Source organism: Pedobacter sp. (assembly GCF_031119335.1).
In the GTDB taxonomy this organism is placed as follows: Bacteria; Bacteroidota; Bacteroidia; order Sphingobacteriales; family Sphingobacteriaceae; genus Pedobacter.
Window position 1 is genome coordinate 339,772 of the sequence record NZ_JAVHXT010000002.1, and the last position, 20,536, is coordinate 360,307.

At 38.8% G+C, this 20,536-nt stretch carries 16 protein-coding genes; 12 read left to right on the forward strand and 4 right to left on the reverse strand.

Annotated features, from left to right (window positions below; genetic code table 11):
- Positions 1 to 22: 22 nt before the first annotated feature.
- The 4 genes from REI64_RS03690 to REI64_RS03705 all read right to left on the reverse strand — a co-directional run bounded on the left by REI64_RS03690 (position 23) and on the right by REI64_RS03705 (position 7,039).
- Entirely contained in the window at positions 23 to 1,315 is a 1,293-nt protein-coding gene (locus tag REI64_RS03690; RefSeq protein ID WP_308848744.1) for a glycoside hydrolase family 2 TIM barrel-domain containing protein, read from the reverse strand.
- An 87-nt stretch (positions 1,316 to 1,402) separates the two neighbouring features.
- Positions 1,403 to 3,091 carry a RagB/SusD family nutrient uptake outer membrane protein gene (locus REI64_RS03695; protein WP_308848745.1) on the reverse strand — a complete coding sequence of 563 codons (1,689 nt, stop codon included), beginning with the start codon at positions 3,089 to 3,091 and terminating at the stop codon, positions 1,403 to 1,405.
- A gap of 36 nt (positions 3,092 to 3,127) precedes the next feature.
- Positions 3,128 to 6,172, reverse strand: a complete 3,045-nt coding sequence (locus REI64_RS03700) for a TonB-dependent receptor (protein ID WP_308848746.1) — start codon at positions 6,170 to 6,172, stop codon at positions 3,128 to 3,130.
- Between the two features lie 33 nt (positions 6,173 to 6,205).
- Positions 6,206 to 7,039, reverse strand: coding sequence for a PKD domain-containing protein (locus tag REI64_RS03705; protein ID WP_308848747.1), 834 nt, complete (start codon positions 7,037 to 7,039; stop codon positions 6,206 to 6,208).
- Positions 7,040 to 7,215: 176 nt separating this feature from the next.
- On the opposite strand from REI64_RS03705, the gene REI64_RS03710 reads away from it, so the two are divergent.
- The 12 genes from REI64_RS03710 to REI64_RS03765 all read left to right on the forward strand — a co-directional run bounded on the left by REI64_RS03710 (position 7,216) and on the right by REI64_RS03765 (position 20,466).
- A complete protein-coding gene (locus tag REI64_RS03710) occupies positions 7,216 to 10,089 on the forward strand; it encodes a triple tyrosine motif-containing protein (RefSeq protein WP_308848748.1) in 2,874 nt (957 codons plus the stop codon).
- Between the two features lie 60 nt (positions 10,090 to 10,149).
- Positions 10,150 to 11,460, forward strand: a complete 1,311-nt coding sequence (locus REI64_RS03715; RefSeq protein WP_308848749.1) for a polysaccharide deacetylase family protein — start codon at positions 10,150 to 10,152, stop codon at positions 11,458 to 11,460.
- A gap of 80 nt (positions 11,461 to 11,540) precedes the next feature.
- On the forward strand, positions 11,541 to 12,185 hold the full coding sequence (gene upp / locus REI64_RS03720; protein WP_308848750.1) for a uracil phosphoribosyltransferase: 645 nt from the start codon (positions 11,541 to 11,543) through the stop codon (positions 12,183 to 12,185).
- A 129-nt stretch (positions 12,186 to 12,314) separates the two neighbouring features.
- Positions 12,315 to 12,557: a DUF2442 domain-containing protein gene (locus REI64_RS03725; RefSeq protein ID WP_308848751.1), complete on the forward strand. Its 243-nt coding sequence runs from the start codon at positions 12,315 to 12,317 to the stop codon at positions 12,555 to 12,557.
- 33 nt (positions 12,558 to 12,590) lie between these two features.
- On the forward strand, positions 12,591 to 13,280 hold the full coding sequence (locus tag REI64_RS03730) for a YjjG family noncanonical pyrimidine nucleotidase (protein ID WP_308848752.1): 690 nt from the start codon (positions 12,591 to 12,593) through the stop codon (positions 13,278 to 13,280).
- Between the two features lie 260 nt (positions 13,281 to 13,540).
- The gene (locus tag REI64_RS03735; protein WP_308848753.1) at positions 13,541 to 14,059 is read left to right on the forward strand and encodes a DinB family protein; all 519 of its coding nucleotides are present in this window, start codon (positions 13,541 to 13,543) and stop codon (positions 14,057 to 14,059) included.
- Between the two features lie 37 nt (positions 14,060 to 14,096).
- On the forward strand, positions 14,097 to 14,480 hold the full coding sequence (locus REI64_RS03740) for a hypothetical protein (RefSeq protein ID WP_308848754.1): 384 nt from the start codon (positions 14,097 to 14,099) through the stop codon (positions 14,478 to 14,480).
- 15 nt (positions 14,481 to 14,495) lie between these two features.
- Positions 14,496 to 15,815: a flippase gene (locus tag REI64_RS03745; RefSeq protein WP_308848755.1), complete on the forward strand. Its 1,320-nt coding sequence runs from the start codon at positions 14,496 to 14,498 to the stop codon at positions 15,813 to 15,815.
- A complete protein-coding gene (locus tag REI64_RS03750; protein ID WP_308848756.1) occupies positions 15,812 to 16,459 on the forward strand; it encodes a class I SAM-dependent methyltransferase in 648 nt (215 codons plus the stop codon). The genes REI64_RS03745 and REI64_RS03750 overlap by 4 nt, the downstream gene beginning before the upstream one ends.
- A gap of 4 nt (positions 16,460 to 16,463) precedes the next feature.
- On the forward strand, positions 16,464 to 18,632 hold the full coding sequence (locus REI64_RS03755) for a gliding motility-associated C-terminal domain-containing protein (protein WP_308848757.1): 2,169 nt from the start codon (positions 16,464 to 16,466) through the stop codon (positions 18,630 to 18,632).
- Positions 18,633 to 18,650: 18 nt separating this feature from the next.
- Complete coding sequence (locus tag REI64_RS03760) at positions 18,651 to 19,412, forward strand: class I SAM-dependent methyltransferase (protein WP_308848758.1); 762 nt, start codon at positions 18,651 to 18,653, stop codon at positions 19,410 to 19,412.
- A gap of 154 nt (positions 19,413 to 19,566) precedes the next feature.
- On the forward strand, positions 19,567 to 20,466 hold the full coding sequence (locus REI64_RS03765) for a glycosyltransferase (RefSeq protein WP_308848759.1): 900 nt from the start codon (positions 19,567 to 19,569) through the stop codon (positions 20,464 to 20,466).
- The last annotated feature ends 70 nt before the right edge of the window (positions 20,467 to 20,536 follow it).

The window sequence follows — 20,536 nt, forward strand, 5'->3', positions numbered from 1 at the left end:
AAAAATCTAATCGCTCGGTATTTTACTTTACAAAAAATGGGATGTTAGCGGTTGCCACTTTGTTTTTTCCATCCTCCACATAAACAAATAAACGATAAGCACCTGATGCAGCTGGAGCAGTAATACTGATTTTACCATTGCCAAGATCCTTATAGTTCATTTTTACGGTTGCTGGTTTATCCTCATGATCACCGCCTTCGCCTACTTTAGTTGCTTCGGGCAGTAGCTCCCATCTATATTTTAACTGGTCTTTATCTGGATCAAAAGCGATAACTTCTGCGTCGTAATTTGTACTTGGCTTTAAGGTAACGCTCTGATTCGACTTCTGCTTATTCAGCACAAAGCCGTAAATGTGTGGTGCTTTATTTTTCGGGAAAGTACCAGTCCAAAGGTATTGCATTACATCTACCACTTCGCTTTCTTCACCTCTTGAAGTGAAAAGCCCATACCAAGTTGGCGTTCTTTCCTGCTTTTGTCCCCACAAGAACACGTACGAACCTAAGCAATTCGCTTTATCTCTATCAATTCCGTAATTATAACGGTTAAAATATACCGCAGCTTTTTCGCTACTTGTTTCTTCCACAGGCGCATTCCATTCGGTTTGTAAGCCTTCCCAATGTCCAGTCGGGCCCCATTCTGTAACTATATAAGGACCTGTCCACCCCACAGCTTTAACTTTAGCTGGCAATTCGGCCAAACCTCCGTAAGTATTAATTGCTAAAATATCTATTGCAGTAGCTGTAGCTTTAATTTGATCAATTTCCTTTTGATTGATGCCCGCCAAAACAGTAGTAGCAGGATGGTTTGGATCAACCTCGTGGATCATCTTCGCGATATCGTTTACAGCTTCCCAAACCTTTGGATTTTTGTAAGATAGGTTAAGTTCGTTACCAATGCCCCAACTCAGCAAAGCTGGATGATCTTTATATTTCATTACTTCTGCTTTAACTTTATCGAACTGCTTTTTAACCGCAGCTGCATCATCGTAATTAAAACCATGACGCTCTGGTGTAACAGGCAAGCCCATCATTACCGTAAGTCCGTTTTTTTGTGCAGAATCGAGAATGTTTTTCGCATTGTTGGTACTCCAGGTACGTACAGAATTTCCTCCGTAAGCAGCTACACGATTGTAGTAAGAAGTACCTCCAGCGCCTTTAATGTAGTAAGGTTTTCCACCTCTTAGCAATTGAAAGCCTTTATCAGATTTTCTAACTTCTACTTTTATGGGTTGATTAACTGTCATTCCCTCTGCTGCGAAAATGTTATTTCCGAACACAACGAGTAGCGTTACGATGCCGTTGATTATTTTTTGCATATCATCAGGGTATAAGCCTGTACGTTAAAAGCACTTGTTCGCAATTTTTAACCTTGCGGAACAAGTGCTATCATTTATCAATTATTTTTATGGATTAGGTGTTAATTTTCTGTTTCTTTCTCTCTCAATTTGAGGAATTGGAAACAAATTGTAACTCTCCTTATAAACCCTGTTTTCTAAAACTGCTTTGGTATAAGTGATGGAACCATCGGCATTTTTAATTACGTTCATTCTGTAAACAGGTCCATTGAAATAAGTCATTCCCTTTTTCCAACGTCTCACATCATAAACACGGTGTTCTTCAAAACAAAGCTCTACTCTACGTTCGTTGCGAATTTTTTCTTGTAATGCAACCTGGGTAAAGTTTCTCGGCAACGGTGGCAAACCTCCTCTTTGACGAACTTTGTCCAAAGCATCGTAAACTGTACCATCCGGGCCACTGAATTCATTTTTAGCTTCAGCATAGTTTAATAAAACCTCTGCGTAACGCATGTAAATCCAGTCATTATCACCACCTTGGTAAACTGCATCGGCTGTCATGTTTTTATCATCAATAAATTTACGAAGACCGTAACCAGTTTTAGTTCTATCGCCGTTGGTGCGTCCGTTGGCATTGCCATCTGGGTGAGCGTTCAAATCAGCACTTTGGAAAGTTTCTACCGTAATGCCCTTAAATTGCGAACCATTCATCAGCATTGCTCTATCTAAACGAGTATCGCGGTTAGCATACGGATTTTGCGGATCATAGCCAGAACCAGTTTCATCTGGACGAAGACCTGTTGTCCTCATTTCAAAAGCATCTACCAAGTTTTGCGTTGCATGGAAAGCACCCCAGCCACCCCAACCTGTTGGCGTAAAGCTCATGTGCAACATCCAAGCACTTTGGTGTGTACGGTGAGGACGAGCAAATTTCTTCGCGAAAATTACTTCTTTATTTCCCGCTTTGGTCATAAACAATTGGTAGTAATCTGGATGGATATCGTAAGTTGCAGGAGCAAGAGCCATTACTTGTTGGGCGGCTTTTGCTGCATCATCCCAACGAGATAATGTATTGTTAGGGTTGTTTAATGGACTTGCGTGATACAATAACACTCTAGCTTTTAGCGCTAATGCAGCTCCTTTTGTAGCTCTACCTAGCTCTGCAGCATCTGGATAAGATGGCAACAATACCGCCGCAGCTTCATCACATTCTTTGATAATGAAGGCCACGCACTCATCATAAGTATTTCTTGGCACCTCTAAATCATCAGTTGCGTTTTGTTCTGTGGTAATTAATGGCACACCACCAAACGACTTCACTAAATCAGCGTAAGCAAAAGCTCTTAAAAACTTAGTTTCTGCCTTTAAGCGATCTTTCAACGCTGTATTTGTAGTTGGTACGCCATCAATACGTGCAATAAGGGTATTCGCTTTTCTGATTAACGAATAGTTAACTGCCCAAAGCTGTGTGCCCATCGAGAAATTCGGGTTTAAATCACCTTCCTGAACTCGGTTCATCGGCAAATCGTTATGACCTTCGATGTCGTCAGTCATCATATCCAAATTAGCGAAACCACGTGCCCAGTCTTGATCGTAACCAAAATCTCTACGCTCGAAACCGCTGAGCATTGAACCGTAAATATCATTAACAAACTGATTGGTAAGTGTGATATCCTGAAAAACGGCTACATCAGACACGAAATCAATTGGTTTTATATCTAACAGGTCTTTTTTACACGAGAAAGTTGTAAACGTAACTACCATTACGCCGACTAACCATTTATATCTTTTGTTCATTTCTTTTCTTTTAATAGTAATCATATCAACCATTGGTTAGAACTGTACATTAACTCCAAAAGTGTAAGTCTTCTGTTGCGGATAATATCTACCAATACCATTTGTATTCTCTGGATCTAGGTTGATCAAATCGGTAATAGTAAACAAGTTTTGTCCTTGTGCATAAAGTCTGATGTTGTTTGCACCAATTTTAGATAGTAACCTGTGTTTTACGGTATAGGCAAACTCCACATTCTTTAACCTGATATAGCTTGAGTTTTGTACCCAGAAACTGCTTACTAAATAGTTATTACCATTAGTGTTTAGCGTTAAACGAGGCAACGGCGCATCTGGACGATTTGGGGTCCATCTATCTAACCATTCTGCATTTACACGACCGCTGTTATGGAATGCCCAAGCCGCATTTTGCGTAAATAACTGTTGAGATTGTGCAGCTCCTTGTAATAAGAAGTTTAACTCGAAACCTTTAAAGTTTACACCACCGTTAATACCATAAAGAATTTGAGGTAGCGTACCGTTGCCTAAATAAGTGATATCGTCATCATTGATAATTCCATCGCCATTAATATCTTGATATTTGATATCGCCAGGACCAGTAGAGTTTAGGTATGCGCTGTGTTTAGGCGAAGCCGCGTAATCTGCCGCATCTCTAAAAATACCGACTGCTTTGTATCCAAAAATTCCTCCGTTTGGTCTTCCTGTAATACGTCTGTAATCTGGAATATTAGAAGCTTCGGCTGCCTCCACAATTTTATTTTTAGCGTAAGTAAAGTTACCGCCAATAAAGTATGAGAAATTGCTAGATAATTGCTTGTTGTGATTTAAAATCAATTCCAAACCTTGATTGTCTACAATACCGAAGTTTTCAGCTGGCAATGCAGCACCAAAGCTTAATGGTACAGAAAGTGCACGAGTAGCTAAAATATCTTTCCTTCTTTCTTTGAACACAGTGAAATCTACACTCAATTGATTTTTGAAGAATTTAGCTTCTAAACCAGCATCCATTTTTACTGAAGTTTCCCAAGTTAGGTTTTCGTTTGCGATAGCACCAGGCGTTAAACCTGTAACGAAATTTCCCCCGAAAGGATAAACATTTGGTACCAAGTTGTAACGGTTGTAGTAACCAAAACGACTAGGAATACGATCGCTACCTAAAGTACCGTAAGATGCTTTTAACTTCAAGAAATCAACAAACTTTACGTTTTGCATGAAACTCTCTCTAGTTAGCAACCAACCAGCAGAGAAAGCTGGGAAATACCCTACTCTTTCACTTGGTGCAAAGTTTTCAGACTCATCTCGTCTTAAACTTGCTTGGAAAAGGTATTTTCCATCGTAATCGTAGTTTACACGGAAGGCCGCACTACGCAAAGCAGTTTTATCTTCACCATCACTCAATACTTCATTTAAGGCAGGGCCGAAGTTTAAGATTTGCAGAGCAGAACTTTCGTAAGAGTTTCTAGCGCCATAAATTCCAGTACCTTGATTTTGTTTTTGCAATACCAAAGCCAAAGCAGAAATTCCGTGTTTGCCAAATCTTCTGTCGTAGTTGATATGACCTTGTAACTCGGTGCTTTGTCCTTCGCCGTATCCTTTAGAAAGTGACGATTTTGATTGCGCATTAATGGTGTAAGTACCATCGGCAGCTCTAGCATAAAGAGGCACCCATTGGTTCCAGGTTTTGTTGTGGTTAAAGTTTCTATCGAATGCTAAAACTCCTTTAATTGATAAGCCTTCTACACCTGGAATTTGTTGTACCACTTGAAAGTTACTCATAAAAAAGTTAGCCGAGTTTCTATTGTAACCGCTCTCTTCGCTAATTAATGCTAAAGGATTTGGGTATACGCCTGGCGCTGCTAACAAACCGTTAGAAAATCTGGCTGGTTGTACCGGCGGATTACGCATGGTGTGTTCAAAAATATTATCTACACTTGCTGGCGGAGATAATTTATTTTCAATTCTTCCCGCTAAGTCTACCGAGATTTTTGTGGTAGAAGTTGCTTGGATATCGATGTTACTTCTAACATTATACCTGTTGTAGTTTAATGAACTGTACAAACCATCTTCGTTAAGGTAACCGAAAGAAGTAAAATACTTGATTTTCTCGCTACCGCCAGATAATGACAGGTTGTGCTGCATTCTTGGAGCAGTGCCACCAAGTACTAAATCCATCCAATCGGTATTTGGATTAGCATCAGGATCTGTTCCATTTCTAAACGCCTCTAAACGCTCTAAAGAAAACTCGGGCGTAGCTACAGGGTTATCATTCAGCTTTGCTTCGTTATATAAAGTTGCATACTCGTAAGAGCCTAGTGCGTTTGGCAATCTAGTTACTTGCGAAAAGCCGTAGTTGAAAGAGTAATTAGCGCTCAACTGACCTGCTTTACCTCGTTTTGTTGTTACTAAAACAACACCATTTGCACCCTTAACACCGAAAATTGCAGCAGAAGAGGCATCTTTCAAGATACTTACACTTTCAATTTCGTTTGGATCCATTTGTCCGAAATCACGTCCAGAACGCACCACACCATCAATTACGAATAATGGCTCCATGCTGCCGCCACCAAAAGTAGAGTTACCTCTGATGAAGATTTGAGTACCGTCTGCTCCAGGTTCTCCAGATGGCTGTTTGGTAATTACACCTGGTGTACGACCAGCAAGTGCATTACTCAAATCACCAACTGGTGTTTGTACCAATTGCTTGTTATTTACCGTAGCTACAGAACCTGTTACATTACTACGTTTTTGCGTACCAAAACCCACTACAACTACGTCGTTTAACGTGTTGGCAGCGTCGTCCATAGTAATATTAATAGTTTCAGATTTTGTAACGATAAACTCTTGGGTTGTCATCCCAATAAACGAGAAAACAATAGTAGTACCTACTTTAGGCACCGTGATGGAATACTTACCATCGGCTGTAGTTGCAACTCCGTTGGTAGTGCCTTTAATTAGCACAGAAACACCCGGAATTTCCTGACCTAGTTTATCTTTAACCACACCAGAAACCGTAATACTCTGAGCATACGCGTTCTGTAAGGCAAAAGAAACTAGTAATACGATCAATAGTCGAATTCTTTTCATATTTATATTTGGCTTTAATTAAAAATAAGCTAATTACTTCTTAACGAAACGCATTTGATGAACGGCTTCAGTTGTTTTTCCAGAACGTAATATCATTTCTGTTGCTGAAATAGATATGATACGGTAATTATTTGATGAAACGTCGGTTACACCAATAAATCTTTCTGGCGGCGTGCCTGGAATAGTAATGGTAGCCAAACCTGCACCTTGCACCGTAGTACTAAAGGTAAATGCAGTTTCGTAAGACCTATCGTTACCACAGTTGTAATTTGGATCAACGTTACCGCCGTTAAATGTTTGTCCATTTGCTTTGTAGGTAAGCTTAAAAGCGTTGTTGGCAAACGAAAAGATGTATTCGTCATCTAACTGGCAAGTAGCCAAAGCACCACCACCGAAATATTCTGACGGATTATTTTCTGTCCCAACAGTAATTGGTGCCAATGATGCTGGATCTAGTTTCCAAGCATGTGCTGTTAATAGTTGGTAGTTAGCGTTATTTAACGTAGGTGTGAAGTCATCTTGCTCTACCACTATAGGCTGTGTAGCGATGTCGTAACCACCCTCTCCGTAAGCATACAACTTCACATTGTACGTGCCCTTAGAGATAAAATAGGCTTCGGTGCTTGCTCCGGCAGATTTAAGGCCTTCGTTCTGTCCAAAATCCCATTGGTAACGGTAAGCATTTTGAGATGTACTTTCTAATAGGTAGGTGTTTGCTTTGCCTGCAACTTTAGTAACCTTAAAGGCTGCCGTAGCAGGAGTTCCGAGTTTGCTGGCATAATCTTCATCTTTACAGCCGAAGTTGAAAAGAGTAATTAATGCCAACAGTAAAAGACAATGATGCCTTACAAAAGACTTGTTGTTCATACTTTTTAATATTTGGTTAATCGGTTAATTGATGTAAAATTATCTTTAATAATATCCGACATCCAAATTTTAAGCCCCTACAAAACTACATCAAAACCGCTTAAAATAACTCAAGAGCACAGATTATACCTACAACATTTGAAGAAAGGAAGATTTTATCTACTTTTAGTTTGTTAATGAAAAACCAAATATTAGCCTTACTCCTATTTTCTCTGCCCCTTTTTGGATTTGCTCAAAATCCGATAGGTATGCCAGACATTGTTAACTATGATAATACTAGTTATGGCGGCGGTACTCACAATTGGGATATCCAGCAAGACCGTAATGGAGTTTTGTATTTTGCTAACGATGAAGGTCTACTAACTTTTGATGGTAGCCGTTGGAAAATTTATCCATTGCCCAACAAAACCATTGTAAGATCTGTCAAAATTGGCAACAATAACAAGATATACGCAGGCGGCCAAGGCGACTTTGGATATTTTGCCCCAGATTTAAGCGGTAGGTTGGTTTTTCACAGCCTAAAGAATGAAATCCCAGAAGCACACCGTTCCTTTGCAGATATATGGAATGTACATTCTACGGCAGATGCCACTTTTTTCAGAGCAGCAAACGGAATTTATAGATGGAAGAATAATAAAATTAGCGTATTTAAATCAGAAGCTGGATGGCTTTATATGGGCATTGGTAATCAACAGATTATTGCTCATGACAAGGCTAAGGGCTTGCTCAAACTTAACGTAGACCGCTGGGAACCAGCAGTAACCCATCCACTACCAACAGATTTATCTATTAGCTCTATTGCACAATATGGTAAAGACAGTGTCTTGGTTGGAACCATGTGGCAAGGCTTACTGCTGCTGCACAACCAACAAATGCAGCCCGTCAAAAACATTAGCTATCTATCAAATATCACCAATACGTGTATCGTTAACAATAATTTAATAGGCATTAGCACCTTAGACAAAGGTTTCTATCTTTTTGAAAAAAGCGGCAAACAGCTTTATCAGCTCAACAAAAATTCTGGTTTACAAAACAGTTCTGTTTTAAGCTTGTACAGTGATAAAAATGCTAATATTTGGCTCGGATTGGCAGACGGGATCAGTTTTATTGCCAATAGCAACGCCATCAAACACATCAATCCGCCAGTTTTTGATAATGCAGGCGGGCATACTTCTGTGCTTCACAACAACAACCTATACGTTGGTTTATCTAATGGCGTGTACAAACTTCCGCTAGGCAATACTACCGACGTCAGTCTTGCGCAAAGTGGATTTAATCCCGTTGCCAATGCTTTTGGACAAGCTTGGGGCATGAATGTAGTAAATGGCAAGCTTTTACTTGGCAGGCACGAAGGTGCTTTCGAAATAGTTAACGACCAGCTTATTCCAATTGCTACCGGAAAAGGATATTGGAACTTTCTGAGCTTTCCGCAGCCATCAACAAATAGGCAACTTTTGCTTTCGGGCAACTATAATGGCATTTCCGTTTTTGAAGACATTAATCAGAAGCTTCAATTAATCTCAAACATTGGCAACTTTAGTGAATCGGCTCGTTTCGTACTTGCAGAAGGCAACAATATTTGGGTATCGCATCCTTACAAAGGTGTTTACAAAATTACGACTTCTAGCTTGCGAACTACCAAGGTACAGCTTTACACGCATAAAAAAGGCTTACCTTCTACCTTCAACAACCATATCTACTTTGTTAAAAATAAAATTGTTGTAGGTACCGAAAAAGGTGTTTACGAGTATAACAGCCAACAAGATCGTTTTGAACCTTCAAGTCTTTTCAATCCAATTTTTGGAAATAAATATATACGTTATTTAAAAGACGATGCCGAGGGCAACATTTGGTTTATCGAAGAAAAGAAATTAGGTGTTGCACAACGTAAGGGCAACGCTTACGAATTGCTTTACATCACCGAGCTTAACGGAAAAACTTTGGGCGGTTTTGAGCATATCAACATCATTAATAAAAACAATATTATTATTGGTGCCCAAAAGGGATTTTACCATCTAAATTTAGAAAAATACCTCGCAAAATATGGTAAACAGCAGGTAAGGATTAGTTTAGTAAAAGCTTTTGGCAAAGCAGATAGCTTGCTTTTTGGTGGTTATTTTGGCGATGTTAATGAAGATGCGTCGCAAAGTATAATTCCAAAAATGAGACATGCCTTAAACTCATTCCACTTCGAATATTCCTCAACATTCACTAAAAATAGTGCAAACACCTTTTACACTTGTTACCTAAAAGGATTTGACGAAAATTGGTCGCCACTAGATAAAAAGACGGAGAAAGATTACACCAATTTGCCTGGCGGAAACTACACGTTTATGGTGAAAACTGTAGATAATTTAGGCAATGAATCAATTGCCGCAACCTACGAGTTTACTGTTTTTCCACCGTGGTACCAGAGCATTGTGGCGTATATCGTTTACATGCTGATGTTTTTTGGCATCATGTACATCGTTTATAAAAGACAGCACCGCAAAATAATTAATCAGCGTATTGCTTTTCAAAGAGAACAAGAGCATACCCAGTACATGCACCAGTTAGAGATTGATAAATCGGACAAGGAAATCATCAAACTTAAAAACGAAAAACTAGAGCTGGAAATAGAGACTAAGAACACCGAATTAGCTTCAAACACCATGCACTTGGTGCAAAAGGCAGATTTAATGTCGAAGATTAAGGGTGAGCTATTCAAGCTGAAAAAGGAGATCAAGGACGATACGTACTCGGCAGATTTTAATAAAATTATTAGGTTGTTAAATGCCGAGGAAAAATCTGACGAAAGTTGGGAACAGTTCACTGTACATTTTGACAAAGTGCATGTCGATTTCCTAAAGCACTTAAAGGAGGCTTATCCGGCCATTACCAGTAATGAGCTTCGTCTTTCTGCTTATTTAAAGATGAACCTTTCTACAAAAGAGATCGCAAAGCTGATGAAGATATCGCCCCGAGGTGTAGAAATTGGTCGCTATCGCTTGCGGAAAAAGTTAAATATTGATGGTAATGTGAATTTGTTCGAGTTCTTTAATGCGTTTTAGTAGCTTCAAAAATTTCTAAAACTGCTATGTTTGACCGCATAATTACTTAACTTAGTAAATATGCAGCTGCTCGTTTATAGTCCACAAGTTACCCCACGCATCAAATACATTTTCAATTTTATTTTTAGGGAAGTGTTGCGATGCGATTTTGAATTTACAAGTGTCGCTAATCAGTTCGTCACGTATAATGGGCCAAAATTCAGCTACGCAGAAAAGCCCTTGGGCAATGAACTATTTTTTAAAGCAAATGCGCTTTTACTTAAAAATAATATCGCACAGCAGGATTTAGACATTACAGATTTTGGAAACGATCGGGTTCCTTTTGCGGTTGAAAATAGCACATTACCATTTGATATCTTTGCGGCATCTTTTTACCTCTTAAGTAGGTACGAAGAGTATTTGCCCTACACGCCCGACGAACATTTACGATTTCCAGCAGAAAAGAGTTTACAGTACGAACTTGGCTTGTTAAAAACTCCAGTGATAGACCAATGGGCAATGATTTTGAAAAACTTGCTACGCAACAAACTGGGCAATATTCATTTCGGCAGCCGGAAGTTTGAATTTATTACAACCATTGATATCGATAGGGCTTACCACTTTAAATCTAGCGGTATTGTCAAAAACACAGCCCGTTTTATTAGGGCAATTGCCAAAGGCGATACCGAAAGATTGACTAACATTATAAGCACTGGTTTGGGGAAGAAAAAAGATCCCTTTGATACTTACGATTATCTGCATCAATTACATGAAAAATACCAATTAACTGCTATTTTCTTCTTCCTGCTTTCATTAAAAGGCGACAGAGCTCACGATGTAAACATTCACCCGAATGATGATTTATTGCAACAACTGATTGTAGAAACTTCCAAAGTGGCCAAAGTGGGAATCCATCCCTCTTATGCCTCAAATAGTAACGTTACCAAACTCAAAGAAGAAAAGGCTTTGTTAGATGCCGTGTTAGGAAAAACGGTGGATTTATCTAGGCAGCACTATCTTAAAATGCAAATCCCAAAAACCTACTTACAACTTATTAAAGAAGGCATTAACCATGATTATACCATGGGATATGCTTCGCAGGTTGGCTTTAGGGCAGGCACATGCACGCCTTTTTTCTGGTACGATTTACAGCTAGAGAAACAATCGCATTTAAAAGTACATCCTTTTGCAGCAATGGATTCTACTTTGCTAAAATACCTGAAATTACAGCCCAAACAAGCGATAATGCTGATCACAGAACTCGTAGAAAACGTAAAAATGGTAGACGGAACTTTCTATTCGCTATGGCACAACGAAAGCTTATCGGAAACGGGAAATTGGAAAGGCTGGAAAGAAGTTTATGAAAAGATGTTGGCATTGGCTGTTGCTTAAGTAACCTGAAATAGATCACTATTTTAAGGTTTTGTGGAATGTCTAAGATGGTTTATGATCTAAAATTGTAAATTTAGAACATGATATACGACCTAAGCAAAAACAATTCTATAGCCCGCACTTTTGTTGCCGAGATAAGGGATGAGCAAATCCAGAAAGATGCCATGCGTTTTCGTAAAAATATGGAGCGTTTAGGTGCTTTCTTCGCTTACGAGATTAGCAAAACCTTAAAGTATAAGGAGGTTGAAACGCAAACCCCATTGGGCATTGCTACAAGTTCGGTTTTAGAACAGCAGCCAGTTTTGGCAACCATTTTAAGAGCTGGTCTACCAATGCACCAAGGTTTGTTGAGTGTTTTTGATCAGGCCGAATCTGCGTTTATCACAGCTTACCGTAAAACCAAAAAAAGCGGCGATTTTGTTATACAGATGGAACATATTTCTGCTCCAGATTTGGAAGGGAAAACAGTAATTCTTGCCGATCCGATGCTGGCTACAGGCTTAAGTATTGTACTTTGTGCGAAGGAACTCATCAACTCCTATAAAATTGAAAAGCTACATATCGTTTCTGCCATCGCAAGTGCCGAAGGCGTGAAGCATGTTAGGGCTAATTTGCCAAAAGCAGATTTATGGTTGGGTGCTATTGACGATGAAATGACTAGCAAAAGTTATATTGTCCCAGGTTTAGGCGATGCTGGGGATTTAGCTTATGGGGTGAAGCAGTAAAAAGCCTCCCCTAACCCCTCCAAAGGAGGGGAATTTAAGACAAATCGGAATAACAAGTAGTCAGTAAATTGAATTTTTCGTTTACAATAATGCGATAGAACCAGAAATCATTACGAAAAAATTATAGTCATGGTTATAGAAATTAATAAAGCAGATTATTTAGGAGACTATAAAATTAGATTTGGGTTTTCTGATGGAGAGGTACGTATTATCGATTTTACTGATTTTTTAACATCCGCAAAAAATCCAATGACAAAAAAGTATTTGGATAAAAACGAATTCAAAAATTTTAAAATTGAATTTGGTGACATAGTTTGGAATGATTACGAAATGTGCTTCCCTATTTGGGATTTGCATGAAGGAAAAGTCTAGCTTTACAACGTTAAAACATTTCAACTTTACAATTTGATTAAGCACATTTTCTTCGACCTTGACCATACCATTTGGGATTTTGACCGTAACGCTCAAGAAACCTTAATGGAGCTTTACGAAAGCTATAAACTAAATGAGCTGGGACTAAGTTCTGCAGAAGATTTCATAGCAACTTATACGGTAAATAATCATCAACTTTGGGCACAATACCATTTGGGTAAAATCACCAAGCAAGCGCTTAGAGAAGAACGTTTCCGCAAAACCTTTTTAGATTTAGGCCTGCAACCGGAGATGATCCCTGCCAAATTTGAAGATGACTATGTGGCGATGGGCCCAACCAAGACAAATCTGTTTGAAAGTGCAGAGAAGGTACTTACCTATCTTCAAAACAAATACCATCTACACATCATTTCTAACGGATTTAAGGAGGCTGTTCTTACTAAAATGCAAGTATCAAACCTCAATCCATATTTTAAAAACGTAGTGATTTCTGAAGATGTTGGTGTTAACAAGCCCGACAAAGCAATTTTTGAGTATGCTTTAAATTTAGCGGTAGCGCAAAAGCAAGAAAGCATTATGATTGGCGATAGTTTGGAAGCAGATGTTTACGGCGCACAGAATTTTGGAATAAAGGCGATTTTCTTTAATCCGCTGAAAGCACAAAAACCTGATGATGTGGAACAGCAAATCCATCATTTGGAAGAGTTGTTAAACCACTTTTAGTTGGACGCTTGGTTGGTGACGTTGTTAAATAGCCCGGATTGAAGCGGTAATACTTTTTGTTTCGTCATTTCGAACGCAGAGAGAAATCTGTTACATAGATGCATTTAACTTTTAGATTTCTCTCTGCGTTCGAAATGACGGCAACGGAACACAAAAAGATTTAGCGAAAAGCCGGACTGCAGGCTGCTATTAGCACTAATACTGTGCTTCAAAATTTTAACTTAAACAATATATGGTTTGGCAAAACGTATATTTACCTTATGGGTACTGAAAAAATTTACCAATCTGTTCTTAAAATAGCAGAGGCTTACCGGCAGGCACTTGATAGGATTGGCGCTGTTAACTTCCAAACCGAACCACCTATTGGCGGTTGGAGTTATAGCGAGGTCTATTCCCATATCTTCGATTCGAGTTTACTTTCGTTAATGGCATTGAATAATTGCCTTATGGGCGAGGGCAAGAAAAAACCAACGGCATTCGTTGTTAAAGTAATTTTATTTTTTGGCTCACTTCCTCCGGGAAGAAAGTATAAAGCGCCATCAAAAATAGCATCAAGAGTAAAGAGGATAAGTATTGCCGCAGCTCAGCAATTCATTACAGATTTTGAATTACAGCTGATGCAAATTTACCCGAAAATGAAAGATTCCGACCCAAATATTAAGGTTAAACATCCGGTGATTGGCTATTTAAACGCTAAACAGTGGCTTCGGTTTATCGAAATTCATTTGAACCATCACCTAAAACAGCTAAAGCGCATTGAAAATAGTTACAAGCAATAGTGCAAAATTTGCCGATATTGCCCACAAATTAGTAAAGATGAAAAAGATTTTATGCGCAATAGCTTTAGTAGGCTTGTTTTCGGCCTGCGACAATAGCAAAAACAATACGCAAACCCAAGTTCCAACTGCTACGCAGGGCGGCTTATCTGGATTACAAAATGCACCCGCAGCCACGACAGAAAGCCAAACCAGCTTATTAACCAATCCGGAACATGGCAAACCAGGTCACGATTGTGCTTTACCTGTAGGTGCTCCGTTGAAACAAAAAGCGACTACTCAGCAATCTACCGCACCTGTACCCAACACACCTGTAGCACCAGAACCTGTTGCGGCAAAACCTTCAAGTGCACAGAAATTAAACCCGGCACACGGCCAACCTGGACACGACTGCGCTAAACCTGTTGGTGCTCCATTAAGTTAATCCTACTCTGCGTAAATGAAACTGCCACATATTAAAGGATTTGATGAACAAGCTTTTCAAAAGTATTTAAAAAATACTGGCTGGGTTATGTTCGGAAAAATATTAAGCTTAGTAGTGGGCATGCTCATTGCGAGGTATCTTGGTCCTACAGAATTTGGGGATTTGAGCTTCGCTTTGGCATTGGTTGGTATTTTATCAGCAGTAGGTGCATTAGGTCTCGATACATTTATTGTGAGAGAAATCATTCAAGAACCTGATAAAAAAAATGAAATTCTTGGCACATCCCTTTGGCTAAGAATTTGTGTAAACTCGTTGCTAATTCCAATTGCAGTAGTCATTTACCTTTCTTATCATCATCTGTCTCACAATCAAGCTCGTCCCTTAACTATTATGGTAGCGCTTTTGGGTCTAGCTTCGTTCTTTAAATCTTTTAATGTAATCGATGCTTTTTTTCAATCACAAGTACTGTCAAAATATATCGTACAAGTACAAAATATATGCTTGTTTATCTCATCTGCAGTAAAAATTGTTGTTATTAGCTTAAATCTTCCGTTAATATATATTGTACTTTCGTTAGTGTTTGACGGATTTATTCTTGCGCTTGGACTAGTTATAATTTATCAGAAAAAACAAAGAGACATTACAAAATGGACTTTTAGCAAAGAAAGGGCAAGATCCCTACTTAAGCAGTCATCACCTTTAATTCTTTCTGCGGTTATGGTTTCACTATATATGCAGATAGATCAAATCATGCTAAAATCTGAAGGAAGCAAGACTGTCGGAATTTACAGCGCTGCTGTGAAAATAAGTGAAGCGTGGTACTTTATCCCAGTTGCAATTGTAACTTCAGTATTTCCTGCATTACTAAATGCACGAAAAACAGATTTAGAACGATACCAAAAAAGATTAGGTAACCTCTACGATTTATTGATTTTAATCAGTTTACCCGTAGCCATATTTGTTAGTTTTTCTGGGACATACATCATTAATATTTTATATGGAGATCGTTTTGAAGGTGCCGGCCAAATGCTTTCCATTCATATTTGGTCGGGTATTTTTGTATTTCTAGGTAGTGCTAGTTCACAGTATCTTTTAGCTGAGGGCTATACTAAGATTTCTTTCTACAGGACTTTGGCTGGAGCAGTTACCAACATTGGTCTAAATTTTTGGCTAATACCAAAATACGGTGGGCTTGGAGCTTCTGTAGCTACATTAATAGCGTGCTTCGTTTCCGCTTTCTATATATTATTTATTCCAAAAACCCAAAAACAAGGATTGATGATGTTAAAATCATTATTTTTGGTTACACTTTTTCAAAAAATCATTAAACGTTGAGCAAACTTAAAGCACTAGCAACATTATTAGCAAAACCGAAACGTTTAGCTGCGCTTCTATCATACGGACACAAAGGTTACTTGGCCTCTATCGGCTGGTTTACCGCTTTTGATAATCATCAGGCTGTTGACGCTAACAATCAGCCTATACCCTGGGTTACCTACTCTTTTATCGATTTCATTAAGGGCCGATTAAATAAAGAGCTAACTATTTTCGAGTATGGATCTGGAAATTCTACCTTATTCTATGCAAAAAGCGTAAAACGTGTGGTTTCTGTAGAACATGATGAAGCTTGGTACAAGAAAATAGTAAATGAAAAAGCCTCTAATGCAGAAATGATTTTCACCAAGTTAGAAACAAATGGCGAATACAGCCAGAAAGCAAAATTGCTTAATGAAAAATTTGATTTAATTATTGTTGATGGTAGAGACCGTGTTAATTGTTGTAGATATAGTATAGATGCTTTAACGGAAAAAGGAGTGCTTGTTTTAGACGACTCTGAACGCAAGGAATATAATGATGCTAGAGTTTTCCTAACTGATAAAGGCTTTAAAGAACTGTCTTTTTCAGGCATTTCACCAGGCTTATTTTATAATAAAGCCACATCTGTTTTCTATAAAAAGGACAATTGCTTGGATATCTAATCTCATGAGTAAACGCTCCGCTCTTCTTTTCTTTTTATTAGCATTTTGTCCCCTCTGGATATTTGCATTTGAAAAGAAGACACCTTTTGATGTTTGTAACAACATTAACTGGGCAACTTGGGGCAATTTCAACGGGCGTTCGGCTACGGGCTCAGTTTTTAATGGAAGCGAAAATGTTAACGTGACCATGACATCTAACTTCGATTTTAGCTCTACTCCCGACATTTACAACCATACCCGATTTAGTACATATCCATCCGCTATTCCAAATAGAACCGTTCCCAGAACAACTTGGTCTGCGGGAGTTGGAGGCACTACCGAGATGTGCTTTTCAAAAACAGTGACTAATCCTGTTTTATTACTCGCATCTTTAGGAGCCAGTAACGGCACTGCCTCTAGGCTCAGTTTCTCGAAACCATACGTGGTACTTTTTGATGGAGGAGGTATGCAATTTCATGACAGTTATTCCCTAACCGGAATTGAAGGATATGCCATTGTGATGTTTCCGGGAGATTTTGATTGTGTTACCGTAAATTCTACCACACCCGAAAACTACACCAATATTACATGGGGACTTAGACCACCTCCCTTTCCAATTAATATTATTGAAGCAAAAGGCTGTACCGAAGCAACACTTACGGCATCTGGCGGTGTTTCTTATCAATGGAATGGCGGACTGACACCAAACCAAGCAACCAACAAATTCACTAGTTCAGGAACTTACATAGTTACTGTAACAGATGCTAACGGTTGCAAAACCTCTGCTTCAAAACAAGTGACACTTTCACCAAACTTTGCCAATGTTACCGGCAACACAAGCGGCTGTAATTCGGTGACTTTAACTGCCGTTGGCGGCGCCTCCTATCTGTGGAATGGAGGAGATAGCCCAAACACAGCAAATAATACTTTTAGAAGTAGTGGAACCTATTCTGTTACAGTTACCAGTGCAGATGGTTGTACCCAGTTAATAAACAATACAGTAACCGTTAACAACGCTCCAACTGCCTCTATTGTTGACAACAGCATTGCATGTGGCAATACAAGTTCCCTCACTGCCAGCGGAGGCATCTCCTATCAATGGAGTGGCGGATTAACCCCTAACCAAGCAAGTAATACTTTCACTTCAAGCGGCACCTACTCGGTTAGGGTAACCGGAGCAAATGGCTGTACTACAACCCTATCAAAAACCATTACTATTGGTGCCGGGCAAACCGTTATCAACGGAAACGATACTGGATGTAACAATGTAACGCTTACAGCAACTGGCGGCGTAACTTACCGGTGGGATGGAGGCAACACACCAAACCAAGCCAGCAACACATTTACTACAAGTGGAACTTACAATGTAACTATCACCGATGCCAACGGATGTATTTCCACTTTGCAAAAAACGATAACCGTAAACCCTAATATTGTTCCATCTTTAAATATTGCAGCCTCAACCAACAATATCTGTGCTGGTGGTGTTATCAGATTTACACCAAACTACGCTGATGCTGGTACAAACCCAACTTTTAAGTGGTTTAAAAATGGTGTGCAAGTTTCCACTAACGAAACCTATATCGCCAACGGCCTAAAAAACGACGATGAAGTTCACTGTGAGATTACAAGCTCTACCCCATGTAGCGTTCCTTTTATCAGTAATAAAATTAAAGTGACAGTAAATCCTTTACCTGCTGTAAGCTTCGAAGGAGATATCATTATTGAAAATGATGGCCCCAAAACCTTAAATCCCCAAGCGAACGACAATATTGTTAGCTACCGTTGGTTTCCAGCCATAGGTTTAGACAACCCAAATATCAAAAATCCAAAAGCCAATCCAGAATATACAACAGAATACACCTTAACTGTAAGCGGACCAGGTGGCTGTTTGGCTGAGGCGAGTTTAAAAGTTGTAGTGCTCAAAGACATCTTCATTCCAAATGTTTTTTCTCCTAACGGCGATGGAAAAAACGACCAATGGGTAATTAGAAATATATCCGATTATATAGGTACGAAAGTTCAAATCTTTAATCGATATGGCCACAAAGTATTTCAAAACGACAACTTTATTACGCCTTGGGCCGGCATTTTTTCTGGCAAGCCCTTGCCTTCAGGCAGCTACTACTACATCTTAGACCTCGCAAATAAATCTAAAACGAGATACACAGGCAGTGTTACTATTTTAAGATAGTTACTATATTTATATCCTATGTTAAACAATGAATTTCAAACCGCCTACCAAGATTTCTACACCAACAACGATGTAGCTTGGCGCATGCTAAGCGCAAAATATAAAGTACAAAACATTGTTGATGTTTGCAAAGGCATTCGTCCTCAAAAAGTACTCGAAGTTGGTGCTGGCGACGGTAGCATCCTTCATTTCTTAAACGAATGGAATTTCGCCCCAGAAATACATGCGCTGGAAATAGCCGCATCTGGCGTAGAGAAAATTAAAGAGAGAAATTTAAAAAATGTAAAAGAAGTTCGGGTTTTTGACGGCTACAAAATCCCTTATCCAGATGATAGCTTCGATTTAATTATTCTTGCACACGTACTAGAACACGTAGAGCATGAAAGAATATTAATTAGAGAGTTAAAGCGTGTGGCAAAGCATGTTGTAATAGAAGTTCCCAGAGATTACAAATTTAATGTTGATAAACGGCTATCTCACTTTTTGGCTTATGGTCACATTAATATGTACACGCCTACTCTATTGCGCTTCCTTCTAAAAAGTGAAGGATTTGAAGTCGTAGCTGATAAGTCCTCCATCATCACTCCAGAAGTTACACTTTTCAACGATTATGTAAATCGTAAGTTTAAAAAATCATCAATAAGAACTCTAAAAGTAAAATTAGAATACAAAGTGAAGATTTTTTTGAGTAAGCTACTTGGCACGAAAAAAGAAGAACAATTCGCTAACGCTTATACTGTTTTAGTTCAAAAATCAGAGCAGGACATTAAGATATTTTAGACCCATTTCGTCATTGCGAGGTACGAAGCAATCTTAAAGCGAGTGCCATCTTGTCTTTCAATATTTGTAAGATTGCTTCGTACCTCGCAATGACGACCGCCTTTAAATGTTGCCGATGGCTTAATAAATTAGTGAATTTACGTTATTTTTGGCTATGCAAAACCTTGCTCCAATAGCTTTATTTGTTTACAACCGTCCGCAGCATACCGAGCGTACTATTAAATTTTTACAGCAAAATCTGTTGGCTGCAGATAGTCGTTTGTATATCTTTTCTGATGGGCCAAAAACACAAAACGATGAAGAAAAAGTGAATGAAGTAAGAAGCTTCATTAAAACAATTGAAGGATTTAAGTCGATAAAAATTATTGAAAGCAAAACCAACAAAGGTCTAGCAAATTCGGTTATTGAAGGTGTAACCCAACTTAACCAAACCTATGGACAAGTAATTGTATTCGAAGATGATTTGGTTTCTTCTCCACATACGCTAACCTACTTTAATGAGGCCTTGAACCGCTATCGTGATGAAGAGAAAGTAATGCATATTGGTGCATATATGTACCATTTAAAAAATGAGAACTTACCTGAAAGCTTCTTCTACAGAGCGGCAAGTAGTTGGGGATGGGCCACTTGGCAAAGTGCTTGGCAACATTTCGAACCAAATATCGATAAATTATTAGCTCAATTCGACCGTCAGAAAATAAACGAATTTTCGATTGAAGGAACCATGAATTTCTGGAAGCAGATGAAAGAATTCAAGCACGGTAAAAATAATTCGTGGGCTATTCGATGGTATGCGTCTATTTTCCTTAAAGGAGGATTAACACTAAACCCATCACAATCTTTGGTAAACAATATTGGACACGATGGCACAGGCGTACATTCTGGCATTAACGATATTTATAATGTGATTATTAATCCTCGGCCAATTAAAAAATTCCCTGAAAAAATTGAAGAACACAAAGAAGCTTATGTTGCAATCAAACATTTCTTGGCGCATAGAAAAGGTAGCTTATGGGCCAGAATTAAACGTTATATCAACGAAAAGCTCAACTAGTTTATTCGCGTTTATCTAAAAATTTCTTTGAAACCATCATTTGGATGACTTGAAATTTTAGAGGTAACTT